Origin of the sequence: Allobacillus saliphilus, assembly GCF_018138385.1 — a bacterium.
GTDB lineage: Bacteria > Bacillota > Bacilli > Bacillales > Alkalibacillaceae > Allobacillus > Allobacillus saliphilus.
In genome coordinates, this window is record NZ_JAGSIE010000013.1 from 1 (window position 1) to 18,510 (window position 18,510).

Consider the following 18,510-nt stretch of genomic DNA (forward strand, 5'->3'; position numbering starts at 1 on the left):
ACACGTTCTCAACGACATTTCACGAAACACAAGCACTCATTTGAGTATCGAGAAGAGAACGCCTATCAAGCCCGAAAGCCGATCAATATTAGAATCTTGTTTATAGAAGGCCACTAACCCCCGCGCGGTTGAAAAACCGAGTCGGAAAGTCCGATATAAGCAAAATTCTGATTCTCATCATTCAGCCTTTCATTCTCACTATGAAAAATCCCTCCTAAATGAACGTCAAACTCCACAATTTCAATGCCAAGGAATTAACATTTTACGAAAAATCAATAACTTACGTCGTTTCAGTTTAATATTCCCCGCATCTTTACTATAATAGAGGTTGTGCCGAATAAGGTCATTCTTCGGCGTAAGGTTGATAATAAATTATAAATGTTATAAAATAAGAATGAGAATAGATTGGGAATGACCAATATATATCATAGAAAATGGAGGTATTGATATGGCTGGATCAACTTTAGAGATTAAAGATCTGCATGTCGAAATTGAAGGGAACGAAATCCTGAAAGGGGTTAACCTAACGATAAAGGGTGGAGAATTCCACGCAGTAATGGGACCAAACGGTACAGGTAAATCAACACTAGCGAGTGCCATTATGGGTCACCCGAAATATGAAGTGACAAAAGGGTCTATTCATTTAGATGGAGAAGATGTTCTTGAAATGGAAGTAGACGAGCGTGCGAAAGCCGGTCTATTTTTGGCTATGCAATATCCAAGTGAAATCAGCGGTGTCACAAACTCTGATTTTCTACGTTCTTCAATCAATGCGAAGCGTGAGGAAGGCAACGAAATTCCATTAATGCAGTTCATTAAAACAATGGATGAGAATTTGGACTTCTTAGATATAGATAAAGATATGGCTCAGCGTTATTTAAACGATGGATTTTCCGGTGGAGAGAAAAAGCGGAATGAAATCCTTCAGTTAATGATGTTGGAACCAGCAATCGCGATTTTAGACGAGATTGACTCCGGTCTAGACATTGACGCATTGAAAGTTGTTTCTGAAGGAATCAACAAAATGCGTAGTGAAAACTTCGGTTGCTTAATTATCACTCACTATCAACGTCTACTTAACTACATCACACCAGACCATGTACACGTAATGATGCAAGGTCGCGTTGTGAAATCTGGCGGTCCAGAACTAGCTCAACGCCTAGAAGCAGAAGGTTATGAGTGGATTAAAGAGGAGCTTGGCATCGAAGACGAAACTGTAGGCCAGTAAGTGATCATAAAGATTGGAGGGTGAATAATGGCAGTAGATACAAAACTACCATACGATGAACAATATATTACTGAGTATTCTCAGAAACGAAACGAACCTGAGTGGTTCCGTAATATTCGTTTAGAAGCTTTACGTCAATCGGAAGATCTTCCAATGGCGAAAGCAAATAAAACACGGATTATTGATTGGAACTTCACGAATTTCAAGCATGATGTAGCTGGTGAACCTATCCAGGACTTTGATACACTTCCTGAACAAATCCGTGTCCTATTAGGTGAAGAAGGAAGCGCTAAAAATTTGATTATCGTTCGAAATAACGATGTTGCTTATGCAAACCTTTCTCAAGACTTGAAAGACAAAGGCGTTATTTTCGAAGATATTTTCACTGCAATGAATGAACATAGTGAACTTGTACAAAAGTATTTCATGCAAGATGGCGTTGCGGTGGATGAAAACAAAATGACTGCACGTCATGCAGCACTCATGAACAGTGGTGTATTCGTCTATGTTCCGAAAAACGTAGTCGTTGACGAACCAATCCAAGTTGTTTTTTGGCAAGAAGATGATGAAGCGGGTATGATCAACCACGTTTTATTAGTAGCTGAAGAAAATAGTGAAGTCACTTATTTAGAAAATTATTACTCAGCGAATGCCAATAAAGAATCTGTTGCCAATTTGGTCAGCGAAGTATTTGCTCACCAAAACGCAAAAGTTTCTTACGGTGCTGTCGACAACTTTGCAGAAGGAACGACAACTTACGTAAACCGTCGTGGAGTTGCTGACCGTGATGCAAACATTGAGTGGGCACTTGGTCAAATGAACGACGGAAATACGATTTCTGAAAATACAACCCACCTAAAAGGTGATAACTCAATTTGTAACGCGAAATCCGTTTCAGTCGGTCGCGGAAAACAAAGACAGAACTTCACAGCGAAGATTGTCAACTGGGGTAAAGATTCTGATGGTTACATCCTTCAGCACGGTGTCATGAAGGATCAATCAACAGCTTACTTCGATGGAATTGGTAAAATCGAGCATGGTGCAACACGTGCAAACGCTGAACAAGAATCCCGTATTTTAATGTTAGATGAAGGTGCACGTGGTGATGCCAACCCAATCTTATTGATTGATGAAGACGACGTAACCGCAGGGCACGCTGCTTCCGTAGGCCGCGTAGATCCAATGCAGTTATACTACATGATGAGTCGTGGTATTTCGAAAGAAGATGCAGAGCGTCTAATCATTCACGGATTTTTAGATCCAGTTGTTCGTGAAATCCCAATCGAAACCGTTCAAAAACAACTGAAAGAAGTTATTGAAGGGAAAGTATACTAATGAATATGGCAGAAGTTCGCAAGCAGTTTCCAATACTGGATCAGGAAGTTAATGGTCATCCATTAGTCTATCTCGATAGCGCTGCGACTTCCCAGAAGCCTCAAGTAGTTATCGATGCGATTAATGATTATTACGAACGCAATAACTCGAACGTTCACCGAGGTGTTCATACACTAGGTTCGCGTGCTACCGAAGATTATGAAGGTGCACGCGACAAGGTGAGAGAGTTCATCAATGCATCATCCATTAAAGAAGTTGTATTCGTTCGTGGAACAACAACTGCAATCAATCTTGTTGCGTCTAGTTACGGCAGACAGAATTTGTCTGAAGGCGATGAGATCGTTCTGACGAAAATGGAGCATCATAGTAACATCATTCCATGGCAGCAAGTAGCGAAAGAAACAGGCGCTAAACTGAAGTATCTTCCACTTTACGAAGATGGAACGATCTCATTGGATGATGTGCGTGAAGCGGTTACCGACCGAACGAAAATTGTTGCTGTTACACATGTTTCTAACGTTTTAGGTACAATCAATCGAATTAAAGAAATGGCCCAAATTGCACATGAACATGGAGCTGTTATCGCGGTAGACGGTGCGCAGAGTGTTCCGCACATGAAAGTAGACGTGCAAGATTTGGATGTTGATTTTTATGCCTTTTCAGGTCATAAAATGATCGGTCCTACAGGAATTGGTGTACTATATGGTAAGCAATCATTGTTAGAAGACATGGAACCAGTCGAGTTCGGCGGTGAAATGATTGATTTTGTTCACCTTTATGAATCAACATGGAAAGAGCTACCTTGGAAATTTGAAGGTGGAACACCGATTATCGCCGGTGCAGTCGGGCTTGCCGCTGCCATCGACTTTTTGAATGAAGTCGGTTTAGATGAGATTGAAAAACATGAACATGACGTTGTTCAATATGCCATGCAGAAAATGAATGAAATTGATGGAATGACAATTTACGGACCTGATGCAAAAGAACGAGCGGGTCTTGTTACGTTCAATTTGGAAGGTGTCCATCCACATGACTTGGCGACAGCGCTTGATTCACTCGGCATTGCAGTTCGAGCGGGTCACCATTGTGCACAGCCATTAATGCGTGAACTTGAAGTTGTTGCAACTGCAAGAGCGAGCTTTTACCTGTATAATGATAAGAAAGATGTAGATCATCTTGTCGAAGGACTAAAAAAAGCGAAGGAGTATTTCGGAGATGTCTTTTAACAATCTAGATACACTCTATCGACAAGTCATCATGGACCACTATAAAAATCCGCGAAATCGCGGTACAATAGAAGATGAAGGTTCGATTACCGTTGAGATGAATAATCCAACGTGCGGTGATCGAATCGATTTACAGATGAAAGTAGAAGATGGAATCGTTCAAGACGCTAAGTTTGAAGGCGAAGGATGTTCCATCAGCATGGCATCTGCTTCTATGATGACGCAGACTGTAACAGGTAAACCAGTAGAAGATGCCCTCAAAATGTCAGAGATATTCTCTGAAATGATGTTGGGCAAGGATATAGATGAAAAGGAATTTAATCTGGATGACATGGGAGATGTTCAGGCCCTGCAAGGGGTAGCGAAATTCCCAGCCAGAATTAAATGTGCGACGCTCGCATGGAAAGCCATGGAGAAAGGCGTCGATGAAGAACAGTAGTCAGGCTGTTACGCCTGATTCACTGTTTAATCATTACAAGGAGGGTGAAGTATGGCTAAGAAAGCACCTGAAGTAGGCGATTACAAGTATGGTTTTAGTGACCGCGACGTATCGATTTTCCGTACTGAACGTGGTCTGACTGAAGAGGTAGTTCGTGAAATTTCTGCCCGTAAAGAAGAACCTGAGTGGATGCTTGAGTATCGTTTGAAAGCATATGAAATATTTCATAGTAAGCCAATGCCGCAGTGGGGTGGCGACTTAGGCGAATTAGACTTTGACGAAATCACGTATTACGTCAAACCATCCGAGCGCTCTGAGCGTTCTTGGGATGAAGTACCTGAGGAGATTAAACAAACATTCGATCGTCTGGGTATCCCAGAAGCTGAACAGAAATATCTAGCGGGTGTTTCTGCGCAGTACGAATCCGAAGTTGTTTATCACAACATGGAAAAAGAATTGGAAGAAATGGGCGTTATCTTTAAAGATACGGACTCTGCTCTACGTGAAAACGAGGACTTATTCCGTGAGTATTTCGGTAAATTGATCCCAGCTTCTGATAACAAATTCTCAGCATTGAACTCTGCTGTATGGTCTGGTGGATCATTCATCTATGTACCGAAAAACACGAAGGTGGAAACACCACTACAAGCGTACTTCCGTATCAACTCTGAAAATATGGGTCAGTTCGAACGTACGTTGATCATCGTGGATGAAGGTGCATCTGTACACTATGTTGAAGGTTGTACAGCACCTGTTTATACGTCAAGTTCCCTACACAGTGCGGTTGTTGAAATCTTTGTTAAAAAAGATGCGTACTGCCGTTACACAACTGTTCAGAACTGGGCAAATAACGTTTATAACTTGGTTACGAAGAGAGCAACAGCAGAAGCAAACGGTACAATGGAGTGGATTGACGGTAACTTAGGCTCTAAGTTGACGATGAAATACCCATCCATTCTGTTGAAAGGCGAAGGCGCACGCGGTATGACCCTTTCCATCGCATTAGCTGGTAAAGGTCAGCACCAACACGCTGGAGCGAAAATGTATCACTTGGCACCAAATACGTCATCAACCATCGTTTCGAAATCCATTTCCAAACAAGGTGGTAAAGTAACGTATCTTGGATTGGTTCACTTCGGTAAGAAAGCTGACAACGCACGCTCCAACATCGAGTGTGACACGTTGATTATGGATAATGAATCCACATCGGATACGATTCCTTATAACGAAGTGTTGAATGAAAACATTTCCTTGGAACACGAGGCGAAAGTTTCTAAAGTATCAGAAGAACAGCTCTTCTACTTGATGAGCCGTGGTTTGAGTGAAGAAGAGGCGACAGAAATGATCGTCATGGGCTTCATTGAGCCATTCACAAAAGAATTGCCAATGGAATATGCTGTTGAAATGAACCGCTTGATTTCCTTCGAAATGGAAGGATCTATTGGTTAAGTTTTAATCAATCCCCATCACAAATTGTTGTGATGGGGGATTGTTTAACTGTCTGTAAAGTGAAAAGGCTTGATTATCATTATGCTTGGTTTAAAGAGAAATGAAAATTTATGCGAATGAAAGGGCACTGACCGAGGTCAGTGCCCATTTTGTGCTGGTTATGAAGGATCAACTGTGAATACTGAAAGGTCACCCTAAAGTCACGCCGATTAACCCTGAAGCGGAGCGGATTAACCCTGAAGCTACACGAATTAACCCTGAAGTCACGCCGATTAACCCTGAAGCAGAGCAAATAAACCCTGAAGGAGCACGGATTAACCCTGAAGCCGCGCGAATTAACCCTGAAGTCGCGCGAATTAACCCTGAAGCAGACGTAATTTTACGTCTATCAATTCATCCGCAAAAAGCTTAATCACCTTTTTCAATCAACGTTAGTGAATAATCGCCAACTTGATTTTCTCTGTATAAATTCGTTACTGATGTCGTGTATTTTTGGATGTATGCTGGGAATTGTAAATTTAATGTTGGAACCTTTACGTCAAAATCATTTTTATATAAAAAAGTAGCGACGCGATGATAGTCTTCACTCGTTACTTTGAAATCAACGTGTATCGTTTTTCGCTTTTTTCCCGATTGAAAATCGACCACATCTTCCGTATAAAGATTGGTTGCATTTATTTTCAAATCATCATTTAATATCACGGTTTGTTGCATCCTGTCATCACCTCACTGATATGTGGAGACATCATATCATGTCGGCATTCTTACGCCCAAGTCAAATGCTCACGCCTGGATAGCTAAGCAGATTATTCTCTATGTGAACGAACGGGTGATAGAATAAGGTTTGCAAGACAATGAATGAACTGTTCGTGAAAGGATGTATATCAATGAAATTAAGCGTATTAGATCAAGCACCAGTTACGAGTGGAAATACTGCTGTCGGTGCACTGGAAAAAGCGGAAGAATTGGCTATATTAGCAGATGAGTTAGGATATACACGCATGTGGATGGCAGAACACCATGGCACGAGAGCCTTTGCAAGCTCTGCTCCAGAAGTGACTGCTGCACGGTTAGCTGCTAAAACGAATCAAATTCGTATCGGTACGGGTGGCGTCATGATGATGCACTATTCTCCATTAAAAATGGCTGAAGTGTTCAAAACATTAAGCGCATTCTCGCCAGGTCGGATTGATTTTGGTGTTGGACGTGCACCAGGTGGAGACCCACAATCGATGTACGCATTAGCTGAGGGCCGTCAACCAAGAGTGGATAATATGTATGAGAAATTTGATCATACGTTGCAACTCATTAATGATGAATTGACTGAGGACAAGTTATACGCGATGATTGCAAGCCCTCGAGGGGTAACCCTACCTGAAGCATGGATGCTCGGTTCAAGTGGAAACAGTGCGCTTGAAACGGCAAGAAGAGGTGTAGGCTATTCTTTCGCACAGTTTTTCAATGGACAGCTATCGAATGAAATTTTAAATATGTATCGAGATAACTTCATTCCATCGCCTTTTATGGAAAAACCAGAAATAAATGTGGCGTATTTAGTGACTGCAGCAGAAACAAAAGAAGAAGCTGAGTTTGAAGCGAAGCCACAAGATATCGCTCGTTTGTGGTTGATGCAAGGGAAAATGGGACAATTGCTCACACCTGAAGAAGCGAAAGATTATCCATTGACTGAAATGGATCAAATGAAAATAGAAGAAAGCCGAAAGCTTCATATTGTTGGCTCTGCACAAGAAGTTGCTGAAAAATTGCAGGCTGAGCAAGAACAATATGGTTTTGATGAAGCGATGATCTGTAGCATCCAACACTCACAAGAAAAGCGATTGGAAGTGTATCGTTTATTAGCTAGAGAATTGTTTTAATGATTATTGCTCCACCTTGCTTATAATAGTAGGGTGGATTTTTTACCATAAAAATCTTACGGTTATGAAACCTCATCCTCCAAGGAATGGCTTGCCTATTTACTTCGCTATGAAACAACACCAATTAACGATATAATTAAAGTAGATATGTTAATGCAAAACTAACAACAGCTTGAATGCCAACAGAGCATTTTAGAAGGGAATTCGCTCGATGGTTTTTTTGATTATGTTCATGATCGGAATCATAACGGCCTTTACCGGGAGTATTGCTGGTTTAGGTGGCGGAGTGATTTTCGTTCCAACTATGTTTTTCTTGGCGCAAGTGAGCAGTGATTTTTCTTGGGCTACACCACAAAATATCGTAGGCATGTCTCTCGTTGTCATGGTGTTTACTGGATTGTCTTCAGCGTTAACGTTTATGAAAAGAAAGCGAGTGGACGTCGTTAGCGGTGCACTGTTTTTAGCCGGAAATTTACCTGGTGCATTACTCGGTGTTTACTTTAATCAATATATTCAGTCGGAATTATTTGAACTGTTACTGGGCATTTTAATGCTTGTCATCGTAGTGTTATTTTTCGTAAAGAAATATTTGCCTCAACGCAAGTATGATGAAAATCATGAGAAAAAAACGCATATTCACCGCAAGTTTCTAATTGCAGGTTATGAAGTGAAATACTCTTTTTCTGTCATATTGGGTGTACTTGTCGGCTTTACGGTAGGAACGCTTTCTGGCCTGTTTGGAATCGGTGGAGGATCACTAATGGTTCCGGCAATGATTTTGCTATTTGGCATGCCGGCGCACATTGCAGCACCAACTTCCATGTTTATGATTTTCTTTTCGAGTTTACTATCATCAACAGCTCATATCGTTTCTGGTCATATTATATGGACATACGCACTCGCAGCCATTCCCGGATCGTATCTCGGGGGAGTATTAGGCGCGCGAGTCAATCAGCACTTAAGAAGCGAAACAATCGAATGGATTTTACGGATTATTATGACCATTGTAGGCATACGATTAATTATATAGCTGTATAGAAGGAGTAGCTTTATGAGAGAAAATATTCATTTGTATTTTACAAGTGACTTACATAGCCATTTTGAAAATTGGCCAAAGATCATTCATTCAATGAAGCGGGAAATGAACAAGCATGCAGATGAATTTCATCTCCTCTTAGATAACGGAGATCACCTCGACCGCTCACATTTTTATACGGAAGCAACGCTCGGTGAAGCGAATATCCGGTTGTTGAATGAAGCGGATTATCATGTAGTGACTCTCGGTAACAATGAAGGCATTACGTTACCCGAAGAGAAACTATACCACTTGTATGATGAAGCGAATTTCTCAGTGACCTGTGCGAATATATCTCCGGTTCAAAAGGATAAACCGGAATGGTTAAAACCTTATGTCGTTGTTGAAACGGATCAAGGAACTAAAATTGGTGTCATCGGCTTAACAGCTCCATTCCAATTGTTTTACGAGCAACTAGATTGGACGACGTATGAGCCACTCGACGTTTTGGAGCAGTATATTCCTGAATTAGAAAGTCAATGTGATGTCATTGTGTTGCTATCGCATCTAGGTGTTTATCAGGATGAGTTGATCGCAGAAAAGTTTCCGATTGATGTAATTATAGGCGGCCATACGCATCACTTGTTTCATCAAGGACAAGCTCATTATGGAACATTGCTAAATGCGGTCGGTAAGCATGGCTTTTATTTCGGAAAAGTACAGTTAGTGTACGACCATCAAAAAAAGCAAGTCGTTCATAATGAAGGTGCAGCAATCGAAACTGGAAATGAACTAGATGAAGAAACGAATACATTGATTGAAAAAATCCATCAGGAATCCGAAGAAGTTTTAGGCCAAACAGTTGCCGTTTTAGACGAAAATTACCCAGCGAATTGGTATGAAGAAACCGAACTCATGAACAATTTCGTTGAAGAATTGCAAACGTGGACAAAAGCCGATTGTGCCATGTTAAATGCCGGCGTTTTATTGCACGGATTTTCTGCAGGTGAGGTAACGAGGAAGGATATTCATAGTAGCTGTCCCCATCCGATGAATCCATGCGTTATGGAGATGACAGGTAAAGAACTGTTGGAAACGGTAAGAATGTTTGAAGGAAAAGAATTTATCGAGTTTGAACTGAAGGGACTTGGCTTTCGAGGAAAACGAATCGGTAAGATGATCTACTCTAATCTAACGGCTCAATTCCATCCGAAAACAGATTTTGTTGAAAAAATTTGGTTAGATGAAGAAGAGGTTGAACCGAACCGAGCGTATCAAGTAGCAACAGCAGATACTTTCTCATTTCCATCGCTAGTGCCGACCATTGCATCTGTTAAAGAAAAGCATTACTTTATGCCTGAATTCATCCGTGATGTTTTGGAAAAAAGCGTGACGAAACTATAGATGATTTGAAATTTTTTAAAGTGCTTGCCTCATACAAATTGGGACAGGCACTTCTTTTTTATCTTTTCATAGGGTAAGAAAGAGGAGGCTGGTATATATGATTCACACAGAACCGATTTGGATTGAGGATCAAGCGTTCACTTTTGTTCATGTCGAATTACCGAAAACGAATCTATTAGTCATCTATAATGATTTTGGCTACATTATGTGCGGCGCTTTAGATGTCGATTTGCTAAACGATAAGCTAGCAGACCGAAACATCGTAGCTGGCCGTGCAGTCGGTGTAAGAAACCGAGACGAACTTTTATATGCACCACTACAGAAGGTAACGAATTATGCTGTTGAAAAATTCGGCTGGTATGAAGGTATTATTGGAAAACACGCATTATTAGCGCTGACAAAATAAGGTTGTCAGCGATTTCATAATAATATATGATGAAAATAGTCGAATAATAGTGATGGGGATAATTTATGAAAACAGCAAAAGTCCAAGACCTCAATGAAGGAGACATACTAGCAAGGCCAATTACTGATTCATATGGTAGAGTGCTTCTGCAAAAAGGCGTTAAGTTTACAAATCGGATCATCCAACGGCTAGCGGATTTTCAATTTAAATATGTCTATGTCCAAGATGAATTGACAGAAGACATTTATCCTCAAAACCTGTTGGATGATCAAGTTAGATTTGAAACGATTCATCATATTCGTGAGTCTTTTCGTGCATTTAATGAACAACCGACAAACTTAAAGCAACACCAATACGTCTTGGAAAAGTCATTGAATGAAGTGCAGAAAAAAGTTGAGGAAATCAATAAGATTATCCAAGACAACGATGAAATTTTATCGATCATGTCAGACTTATTTCTGTACGATGATTATGTGTACATGCACTCATTAAATGTAACGGTATATTCGCTCGCTCTTGCAAACGAGCTTGACTATCCGAAACATAAAATCGAGCAAATCGGCATTGGCGCATTATTGCATGATTTAGGAAAAACACAAGTGCCTAAAGCAATTTTACATAAACCTGGAAAATTGACGGATTTAGAATTCTCGATTATCAAAGAACATACCGTCTACGGCTATGACTTGCTCAAGCAGGCGCACTTCCTTTCGAACGAAGTGAAATACTGTGTCGTTCAGCACCATGAGCGGTTAAACGGAAGCGGTTATCCGTATGGTCTAGTCGGTCCAAATATTCATCCGTATGCACAAATCCTTGCGGTTGCTGACGTATTCGATGCTGTTACAACGAATAGAGTATATCGACGAGGTATGTTACCGCATGAAGGCTTGGAGATTTTGTATTCTGGAAGCGGTGAATTGTTCCGACCAGAATATGTTGATTTATTTCGACGAACGATCTCCATTTATCCTAATGGCGCAGAAGTTGAATTAAGTAATGGAGCAAAAGGAGTTATATGCGAACAAAATAAACATTTACCAGACCGACCGAAAGTGCGTGTTTTGGAAAATGAAGAAGGAAAGCTACATAAAAGCCAAGTTTATGAAATCAATCTAGCAACAAGCTTAGATATTATGATCACTCGATGTAATGTAAGTTCTATTAATGAATGAAGACTCGCCCGGTGGCGAGTCTTTTCTAGTTTATTGAAACCTTCAAGTAGTATGTGTTTATCGACAGTAAGGATGCCTTTATCAACAGTTGACGAGCGCTTATCGACAGTGAGCGCGGCGGTATCAACAGTTGGCGAGCGCTTATCGACAGTCAGCGCACGTTTATCAACAGTCAGCGATCGCTTATCGTCAGTTAGAGCAGCTTTATCAACAGTCAGCGATTATTTATCGACAATCAGCACGCGTCTATCAACAGTTAGCGATCGTTTATCGACAGTCAGCCCAAGTTTATCAACAGTCAGAACCCCTTGTATCATCAGTTAGAACACCTAATACATGGACAAGCCTATAGAGTCATGTCCTCTTACCTTGATGCATAAACTTCAATGTAAGGGGGTTTTCGTGTGCGCAGACGACCGAGTAAGCTAGTTTGGAAGAAACGAAAGCCAAAAAGTTTAGGCCAAATATTAATGATGACTTTTGTTGTATTTGTTTGCTCGCTTATTCTGTCTGTCTGGGTGATTGATAAAGGGATTGAACCGACGTTAATTGATATCGCGGAAAGAAAAACAAGTCAATTTGCCCGAGAGGCTATAAACGAAGCAGTCAGTAAGCGAATTGTTGATGACCTGCAAGTTGAAGATTTGGTTCAAATTGAAACAGACAACGATGGTGAAATTGTGTCGGTTGGTTGGAATGCGGTTGTTGTAAACCGTGTTTTACGAAACACGACATTTCGAGTGCAAAACTTTTTGAAGCGGATTGAGCGTGGTGAAATTACGCCAGAGGACTCGCTAGATTTTGATATTGATGATGATGTCGTCATTCAAGAGGATACCGTTGAAGAACATCGAGCGATTGTACGAATTCCTATTGGGCAAGCAACAGGAAACACGTTGTTAGCTAATCTCGGTCCCCAAGTACCTGTCCATTTCAGTGTAGTCGGTGATGTTCAATCCGATTTTCGACGGAAGATAACGGAATATGGGATTAATAATGCGATGATTGAATTATCGATTCACATTCAAGCAAACGTGCAAATCGTTATCCCTTTTTCAACCAAAACAACAGTCGTTGAGACGGACATACCCGTATATGTAGGAGTCATTCCAGGAAAAGTCCCGAACTTTTATAGTTCAGGAAGCGACTCTTCATCAGACATTGATCTAGCTGTACCTCCCGAAGAATTTACAGGGCAATAGAAGTATGCTATATTAACGATACGAGTAAAAATGAAAATTAAATAGATAATACACCACCACTGATGGGGTAGAGGCGCAATTAACAAGAGTAATCTATGCGAGGGTGACACCAAAGACCATAAATGAAAGGGTTAATTGCCGAAGTATGATTGCAGTCACGGCATTCATGCTGGAATGTACTTGAAGAAAGTGCATTCTCTCGTACCGAAATAACGGGGAGCTACAGATCGGGGAAATGGACCAAAAGTAATGGTAGATTTCTCTATCATTACTTTTTTTATTTGTGAAAAATCAAAATCCTAAAATATTTTCCGTCAGAAGAAAATAAGCTAGTAGTAAGTCCAAGAAATAGTTAGTAAAGAATGAATCACATTACACAAAAAGGAGTGGGGTTAATGGAGGGAACAATATTTTCATTAATACCGCCGATTTTAATGATTATCCTCGTGCTGCTTACGCGAAAAGTATTGCTTTCGCTTGGCGCAGGAATTATCGTCGGGGCGTTAATGATCGAGAGTTTTGATGTTTTAGAAACGATCAAACGTATTTGGTTCACGTTTCAAGAGTTATTTTATGCAGAAGGTTCTTGGGATTTATGGAGCATCCAGCTAATTATCTTTTTATTATTTTTAGGTATGTTAATTGCTTTCTTAACAGCATCTGGCGGAGCAAAAGCTTTTGGAGATTGGGCGATTCACAAAATTCGCACACGCGAAGGTTCACAGTACATGACGGGTTTGTTAGGAATGGGAATCTTCATCGATGACTATTTCAACAGCTTGACGATTGGTCAAGTCTCTCGTCCAGTTACCGATCGACATCGTGTATCCCGTGCGAAACTCGCTTACCTAATTGATTCAACATCAGCACCGGTAACGGTTTTATCGCCAATTTCAAGTTGGGGTGCTTATATTATCGGGATTATCGCGACGATTATTTCTACAAATGAGTTGACGAATTACCAGGCGTTTAATTCCTTCATTCAAATGGTACCGTATAACTTTTATGCAATTTCTGCCATTTTACTCGTATTTTTAGTTGCTTGGTTGAACTTAGATATCGGACCGATGAAAAAACATGAAGATCGTGCGAAAGAAACAGGTCAGTTGGTTGACCCAGACAACGATGATATACCAGGGGATTTACAATCAGAAATCTACGAAAATACGTTAGGGAAAGTCAGTCATTTGATGATTCCAATCGTCGTATTGATCGTTGTGACACTATCAATGATGATTTACACGGGTATTCAAGCAAGTGGAGAAACGAATTTAATTTCTATTTTTGCTGATACAGACGTTAACCTATCGTTAGTTGTCGGTGGATTCGTCGCGTTACTCGTATCAATCATTTTTTATTTCACACAAAACGGTGAAAAAACAAGTTTTGCTCGAGTAAGTATCGAAGGCATAAAAGCAATGTTGCCAGCTATTTATATATTAGTTTTAGCTTGGATGATTGTTTCCATCATCGGCGCTATTGGAACAGATGCTTATTTGTCAGGATTAGTGGAAAGATCGAATATCGATGTTGCTTACTTGCCATTTTTACTCTTCATCGTCAGTGGTTTCATGGCCTTTTCAACAGGGACCTCATGGGGAACATTTGGCATTATGCTACCGATTGCTGGATCGATGGCAGTGACGCTTGATCCGGGTTTATTCATACCAGCATTGGCAGCAGTACTGGCCGGATCGGTATTCGGAGACCATTGTTCACCGATCTCTGATACATCAGTTTTATCATCAACCGGTGCAGGAGCAAACCATATCGATCACGTTTTAACACAAATTCCTTATGCCATATTAGCAGCAATAGCTTCAAGTATAGGTTACCTCCTGTTCGCATGGACGGATTCCTTGTTATTGTCGTTAATCGTTACGATTGCTGCATTAGTTCTATTAGCCTATTTGGCAAAACAATTATTGATGAAAAAAGATACCGCATAAAATAAGCTCAAAGCCGCTTTGATTACGGATTAAATCGTAATTAAAGCGGTTTTATTTATGTGGAAAAACTAGGAATTTTTTACCTATCTATTTAAATATTTCTTCTTATCAAAATACTTTGACAATAATTAAATATCCTATTATAATAAGCAAATAAGTAGTTGCGAGTATTCTGAACTTTTAAACATTAAGTGCTCGCATGCTACATAGAATTTCAGTATAAATATCGAAAGGGGAGAGAAACATGAACGAACGTTCACAGTGGGGAACTAGGCTAGGATTCCTTCTTGCGGCGATGGGATCGGCGATTGGTTTAGGTAATATTTGGCGCTTCCCCGCAGTCGCGTATGAAAATGGTGGTGGAGCATTTTTTATTCCGTACTTATTTGCTTTATTAACTGCTGGTATACCGCTTCTCATCATGGAATATACAATCGGACATAAGTATCGAGGATCTGCGCCACGGTCTTTAGGTGGCATCAGTAAAGGTTTCGAATGGATTGGTTGGTGGCAAGTATTAATTTCCTTTGTCATTTCAACATACTACGCGGTCATTATTGCATGGGCAGTTATGTACGCTTACTTTTCATTCGGACAACAGTGGGGAGACGATACAGGTGGCTTCTTAACCGGTAACTTCTTGGAAATGACGGATCCTGGAAAATTCGGGAGCATCGTTCCGTCTGTATTCATTCCACTAATCTTTATCTGGGTAGTCGTTCTAGGTGTCTTAGTTCGCGGAGTTAGAAGAGGAATTGAGGTTGCAAACAAAATCTTCATTCCGACATTGGCCGTCTTATTCTTAATCATCGTAATTCGAGCGGTCACACTAGACGGTGCATTAGATGGTTTGAATGCATTCTTCCAACCGAATTGGGATCAAATCATGAGTGGCCAAGTTTGGGTCGCCGCCTACGGGCAAATTTTCTTTAGTTTATCGATCGGGTTTGCGATCATGATTACTTATTCTTCTTATTTAGGAAGAAAATCAGACATTACGAATAACGCATTTATTACAGGTTTTGCGAACTCTTCTTTTGAATTGCTTGCAGGAATCGGAGTCTTCGCAGCACTCGGATTCATGGCTATGGCAACAGGCCAAAATGTTACGGACGAAGGATTCGTTCAAGGCGGAATTATGTTGGCGTTTGCCGTGTTCCCGGAGATCATTAACCAAATGCCATTCTTACCAGGTGTGTTCGGTTTCTTGTTCTTCGCGTCACTTGTCTTGGCAGGTCTATCCTCATTGATTTCGATTTCAGAAACTTATATTGCAGGGGTTTCTGAGAAATTTAACATTTCTCGTACGAAATCCGTTATGTTTGGTGGAGGTCTTGCTGCATTAATTTCAATTGCTTATGCAACGCAAGGCGGACTTGTATTGCTTGATACCGTTGACCACTTTATTAATAACTACGGTGTAGCATTAGCCGGTCTGTTTGAAGTTGTAGCGGTCGCATGGTTTGCAAAAGGATTGAAAGATCTTCAATCACACGCAAACTCGGTTTCGGATATTGCGTTGGGTGCTTGGTGGAGAGTTTCTCTTGGTGTCATCACGCCAGTAGTTTTAGGGTACATGATGCTACAAAACATCAAATCAGAAATCTCAGCTGCATATGAAGGTTATCCATTAGACTTCCTGTTCAACTTCGGTTGGGTAGTTGCAATTGGAGCCATGATGGTTGGTGCATTGTTCGCAACGAAAAAATGGCCAGCTCAGCAAGTGAATCAAGCAGCTGATGACGAAGATGAGGAGGTGGCGAACTAATGTCAGCCGGAGCCGTAGTGATGATGATCTTAGGAATGCTTATTATTTGGGGAGGATTAGCCTCAAGTATTGTTTATGCAAGGAAGAAAGCAAAAGAAAGCTAAATATATGCTACGTGCAAGAACGGTTGCTGGTGTTTCATACATCAGCAACCGTTTTTTATTGATTCAAAACAGTTGACGATAGGATTGTTAAAAATAATTAAAAAATTTTGTGAATAAGGGTTGATTTTTTAATTTGTAGTACATATACTGTTTTATAACAGAAGTAAATAATAATAGTTGTACTATAGAAGGAGGGTTCATAGTGAAACAGACTTCTTGCTGTGAATGCGGAAAAGTTATTGAGCATAACTGTCAGCATCTTGTATGTGAACACTGTTTATCAAAAAGAGCTGAGTAATTTTTTTGCTCACACTGTGTTAGTACAAAATAAATAAAATAATTATGTAGTATAACAATAGGGGTGCAAAGGATGTCTACGACTGATTTATCGAAATCATATGAGCAAGTGAAACAAGTGGAGAAAGAGATTCTAACAGAAGGTGCAGTTGATTTTCTTCACAAACTACACAAAAATTTTAACGATAAACGAAAAGCTCTTTTGGAACAACGTGAAAAAGCGCAAGAGGATTTAAATCAAGGAGCGACGTTACACTTTTTGGAGGAAACAAAAAATATTCGTGAAAGTGATTGGACGATTGCTGATTTACCAGAAGACCTTCAAGATCGACGAGTAGAAATTACCGGACCAGTTGACCGTAAAATGATTATTAACGCACTGAACTCAGGAGCGAAAACGTTCATGGCAGATTTTGAGGATTCTTCCAGTCCGACATGGAGCAACATGATCAACGGGCAAAAAAACCTCAAAGACGCTGTTCGTCGAGAGATTGATTTTACAGCTGATAACGGAAAGTCTTATCAATTGAATGAAAATACAGCAGTCCTCATCGTTCGCCCGCGTGGTTGGCATTTAGAAGAAAGCCACCTAACGGTAGAAAATGAAGCGATGTCAGGGAGTCTTGTTGATTTTGGTTTGTATTTTTATCACAATGCAAAGAAATTGATTGAGCAAGGTTCTGGTCCATATTTTTATTTGCCTAAATTGGAAAATCACCAGGAAGCAAGGTTGTGGAATGACGTTTTTGTCTTCGCACAAAACGAGCTAGGAATACCTCAAGGAACCATTAAAGCGACAGTACTCATTGAAACCATTTCCGCAGCGTTTGAAATGGATGAGATTTTATATGAGTTAAAAGATCATTCAGCCGGATTAAATTGCGGTCGTTGGGATTACATTTTCAGCTATATTAAGAAGTTTCAAAACCACGAACATGTACTCTTTCCCGATCGCAAATTGGTGACAATGGAAGTACCTTTTATGAGAGCGTATTCATTACTGACGATCAAAACTTGTCACAAAAGAAATGCCCCGGCTATCGGTGGAATGGCAGCGCAAATTCCTGTAAAAAATGACGAAGCCAAAAACAAAGAGGCCTATGATAAAGTCCGAAATGATAAATTACGTGAAGTAAAAGATGGCCATGACGGCACATGGGTGGCTCATCCTGCGATGGTTGAGCTCGTGAAAGAGATTTTTAACGAGCATATGCCGACAAAAAATCAAATCCATCGCCAATTAAATGATTTGAACGTGACGGAGGAACAGTTACTTGAAGTGCCAGAAGGGCCGATTACCGAAGGGGGTCTTCGGGCGAATATCGAAATCGGCATTCAATATATTTCAGCTTGGTTAGCCGGTCGTGGAGCGGTCCCATTAAATAATTTAATGGAAGATGCAGCGACAGCAGAAATTTCACGTGCGCAAGTATGGCAGTGGATCAAGCATCCTGAAGGAAAGCTTGAAACGGGAGAGAAAGTGACTATTGAATTGGTGAATGATTTATTGGATGAAGAGTTAAAGGAAAACCATCCTGAAGCGACCAAACTATTCTTAGAACTTATTCAACAAGAAACGTTTGAATCATTTTTAACATTACCAGCTTATCACGTATTACAGGAAGGGGAATAAAAG

Annotated in this window: 17 protein-coding genes and 1 riboswitch; of the genes, 16 read left to right on the plus strand and 1 reads right to left on the minus strand. The window is 40.4% G+C overall.

What is annotated here, in order from left to right:
- The first annotated feature begins 448 nt into the window (after positions 1-448).
- From sufC to sufB, 5 genes are read left to right on the plus strand one after another with little or no spacing between them, the layout of a single operon-like run.
- Positions 449-1,228 (plus strand): Fe-S cluster assembly ATPase SufC, encoded by a 780-nt coding sequence (sufC, locus tag KC820_RS05210; RefSeq protein WP_144089308.1) that lies wholly within the window; start codon positions 449-451, stop codon positions 1,226-1,228.
- A 27-nt stretch (positions 1,229-1,255) separates the two neighbouring features.
- Positions 1,256-2,563: a Fe-S cluster assembly protein SufD gene (sufD, locus tag KC820_RS05215; RefSeq protein WP_212368874.1), complete on the plus strand. Its 1,308-nt coding sequence runs from the start codon at positions 1,256-1,258 to the stop codon at positions 2,561-2,563.
- Positions 2,563-3,789, plus strand: coding sequence for a cysteine desulfurase (locus KC820_RS05220; protein ID WP_212368877.1), 1,227 nt, complete (start codon positions 2,563-2,565; stop codon positions 3,787-3,789). The genes sufD and KC820_RS05220 overlap by 1 nt, the downstream gene beginning before the upstream one ends.
- Positions 3,779-4,228 (plus strand): Fe-S cluster assembly sulfur transfer protein SufU, encoded by a 450-nt coding sequence (gene sufU, locus KC820_RS05225; protein WP_144089305.1) that lies wholly within the window; start codon positions 3,779-3,781, stop codon positions 4,226-4,228. The genes KC820_RS05220 and sufU overlap by 11 nt, the downstream gene beginning before the upstream one ends.
- 51 nt (positions 4,229-4,279) lie before the next feature.
- Positions 4,280-5,677 carry a Fe-S cluster assembly protein SufB gene (sufB, locus tag KC820_RS05230; RefSeq protein ID WP_144089304.1) on the plus strand — a complete coding sequence of 466 codons (1,398 nt, stop codon included), beginning with the start codon at positions 4,280-4,282 and terminating at the stop codon, positions 5,675-5,677.
- Positions 5,678-6,085: 408 nt separating this feature from the next.
- On the opposite strand, the gene KC820_RS05235 is transcribed toward sufB, so the two are convergent.
- A complete protein-coding gene (locus KC820_RS05235) occupies positions 6,086-6,391 on the minus strand; it encodes a DUF3219 family protein (protein WP_212368880.1) in 306 nt (101 codons plus the stop codon).
- Positions 6,392-6,564: 173 nt separating this feature from the next.
- Here KC820_RS05235 and KC820_RS05240 point away from each other — a divergent pair, with 173 nt between their 5' ends.
- The 11 genes from KC820_RS05240 (at position 6,565) to aceB (ending at position 18,507) form a co-directional block, all read left to right on the plus strand.
- On the plus strand, positions 6,565-7,554 hold the full coding sequence (locus KC820_RS05240; protein ID WP_212368883.1) for an LLM class flavin-dependent oxidoreductase: 990 nt from the start codon (positions 6,565-6,567) through the stop codon (positions 7,552-7,554).
- A gap of 211 nt (positions 7,555-7,765) precedes the next feature.
- Positions 7,766-8,584 carry a sulfite exporter TauE/SafE family protein gene (locus KC820_RS05245; protein ID WP_212368886.1) on the plus strand — a complete coding sequence of 273 codons (819 nt, stop codon included), beginning with the start codon at positions 7,766-7,768 and terminating at the stop codon, positions 8,582-8,584.
- A 21-nt stretch (positions 8,585-8,605) separates the two neighbouring features.
- On the plus strand, positions 8,606-9,973 hold the full coding sequence (locus KC820_RS05250) for a bifunctional metallophosphatase/5'-nucleotidase (protein WP_212368889.1): 1,368 nt from the start codon (positions 8,606-8,608) through the stop codon (positions 9,971-9,973).
- 97 nt (positions 9,974-10,070) lie between these two features.
- Positions 10,071-10,379 carry a YunC family protein gene (locus KC820_RS05255; protein ID WP_144089297.1) on the plus strand — a complete coding sequence of 103 codons (309 nt, stop codon included), beginning with the start codon at positions 10,071-10,073 and terminating at the stop codon, positions 10,377-10,379.
- Between the two features lie 65 nt (positions 10,380-10,444).
- Positions 10,445-11,554 carry an HD-GYP domain-containing protein gene (locus tag KC820_RS05260; RefSeq protein WP_212368892.1) on the plus strand — a complete coding sequence of 370 codons (1,110 nt, stop codon included), beginning with the start codon at positions 10,445-10,447 and terminating at the stop codon, positions 11,552-11,554.
- Between the two features lie 72 nt (positions 11,555-11,626).
- A complete protein-coding gene (locus tag KC820_RS05265; protein WP_212368894.1) occupies positions 11,627-11,878 on the plus strand; it encodes a hypothetical protein in 252 nt (83 codons plus the stop codon).
- A gap of 80 nt (positions 11,879-11,958) precedes the next feature.
- Positions 11,959-12,756: a sporulation protein YunB gene (gene yunB, locus KC820_RS05270; RefSeq protein WP_246065485.1), complete on the plus strand. Its 798-nt coding sequence runs from the start codon at positions 11,959-11,961 to the stop codon at positions 12,754-12,756.
- 60 nt (positions 12,757-12,816) lie between these two features.
- Positions 12,817-12,987, plus strand: a riboswitch (Lysine riboswitch).
- 164 nt (positions 12,988-13,151) lie between these two features.
- Complete coding sequence (locus tag KC820_RS05275; protein ID WP_212368897.1) at positions 13,152-14,705, plus strand: Na+/H+ antiporter NhaC family protein; 1,554 nt, start codon at positions 13,152-13,154, stop codon at positions 14,703-14,705.
- 244 nt (positions 14,706-14,949) lie between these two features.
- Positions 14,950-16,473 carry a sodium-dependent transporter gene (locus KC820_RS05280; protein WP_212368900.1) on the plus strand — a complete coding sequence of 508 codons (1,524 nt, stop codon included), beginning with the start codon at positions 14,950-14,952 and terminating at the stop codon, positions 16,471-16,473.
- Positions 16,473-16,577: a methionine/alanine import family NSS transporter small subunit gene (locus tag KC820_RS05285; protein ID WP_144089293.1), complete on the plus strand. Its 105-nt coding sequence runs from the start codon at positions 16,473-16,475 to the stop codon at positions 16,575-16,577. Before KC820_RS05280 ends, KC820_RS05285 begins: the two co-directional genes overlap by 1 nt.
- 370 nt (positions 16,578-16,947) lie before the next feature.
- Entirely contained in the window at positions 16,948-18,507 is a 1,560-nt protein-coding gene (aceB, locus tag KC820_RS05290) for a malate synthase A (RefSeq protein ID WP_212368904.1), read from the plus strand.
- The last annotated feature ends 3 nt before the right edge of the window (positions 18,508-18,510 follow it).

What these genes read in the sequence shown, in the direction of transcription:
- KC820_RS05245 (WP_212368886.1), top strand. Translation starts at nt 7,766, where the DNA reads ATGGTTTTTTTGATTATGTTCATGATCGGAATCATAACGGCCTTTACC.
- KC820_RS05235 (WP_212368880.1), bottom strand. Translation starts at nt 6,391, where the DNA reads ATGCAACAAACCGTGATATTAAATGATGATTTGAAAATAAATGCAACC.
- KC820_RS05220 (WP_212368877.1), top strand. Translation starts at nt 2,563, where the DNA reads ATGAATATGGCAGAAGTTCGCAAGCAGTTTCCAATACTGGATCAGGAA.
- sufB (WP_144089304.1), top strand. Translation starts at nt 4,280, where the DNA reads ATGGCTAAGAAAGCACCTGAAGTAGGCGATTACAAGTATGGTTTTAGT.
- KC820_RS05265 (WP_212368894.1), top strand. Translation starts at nt 11,627, where the DNA reads ATGCCTTTATCAACAGTTGACGAGCGCTTATCGACAGTGAGCGCGGCG.
- KC820_RS05250 (WP_212368889.1), top strand. Translation starts at nt 8,606, where the DNA reads ATGAGAGAAAATATTCATTTGTATTTTACAAGTGACTTACATAGCCAT.
- aceB (WP_212368904.1), top strand. Translation starts at nt 16,948, where the DNA reads ATGTCTACGACTGATTTATCGAAATCATATGAGCAAGTGAAACAAGTG.
- KC820_RS05260 (WP_212368892.1), top strand. Translation starts at nt 10,445, where the DNA reads ATGAAAACAGCAAAAGTCCAAGACCTCAATGAAGGAGACATACTAGCA.
- KC820_RS05240 (WP_212368883.1), top strand. Translation starts at nt 6,565, where the DNA reads ATGAAATTAAGCGTATTAGATCAAGCACCAGTTACGAGTGGAAATACT.
- KC820_RS05255 (WP_144089297.1), top strand. Translation starts at nt 10,071, where the DNA reads ATGATTCACACAGAACCGATTTGGATTGAGGATCAAGCGTTCACTTTT.
- sufU (WP_144089305.1), top strand. Translation starts at nt 3,779, where the DNA reads ATGTCTTTTAACAATCTAGATACACTCTATCGACAAGTCATCATGGAC.
- KC820_RS05280 (WP_212368900.1), top strand. Translation starts at nt 14,950, where the DNA reads ATGAACGAACGTTCACAGTGGGGAACTAGGCTAGGATTCCTTCTTGCG.
- KC820_RS05275 (WP_212368897.1), top strand. Translation starts at nt 13,152, where the DNA reads ATGGAGGGAACAATATTTTCATTAATACCGCCGATTTTAATGATTATC.
- sufD (WP_212368874.1), top strand. Translation starts at nt 1,256, where the DNA reads ATGGCAGTAGATACAAAACTACCATACGATGAACAATATATTACTGAG.
- KC820_RS05285 (WP_144089293.1), top strand. Translation starts at nt 16,473, where the DNA reads ATGTCAGCCGGAGCCGTAGTGATGATGATCTTAGGAATGCTTATTATT.
- sufC (WP_144089308.1), top strand. Translation starts at nt 449, where the DNA reads ATGGCTGGATCAACTTTAGAGATTAAAGATCTGCATGTCGAAATTGAA.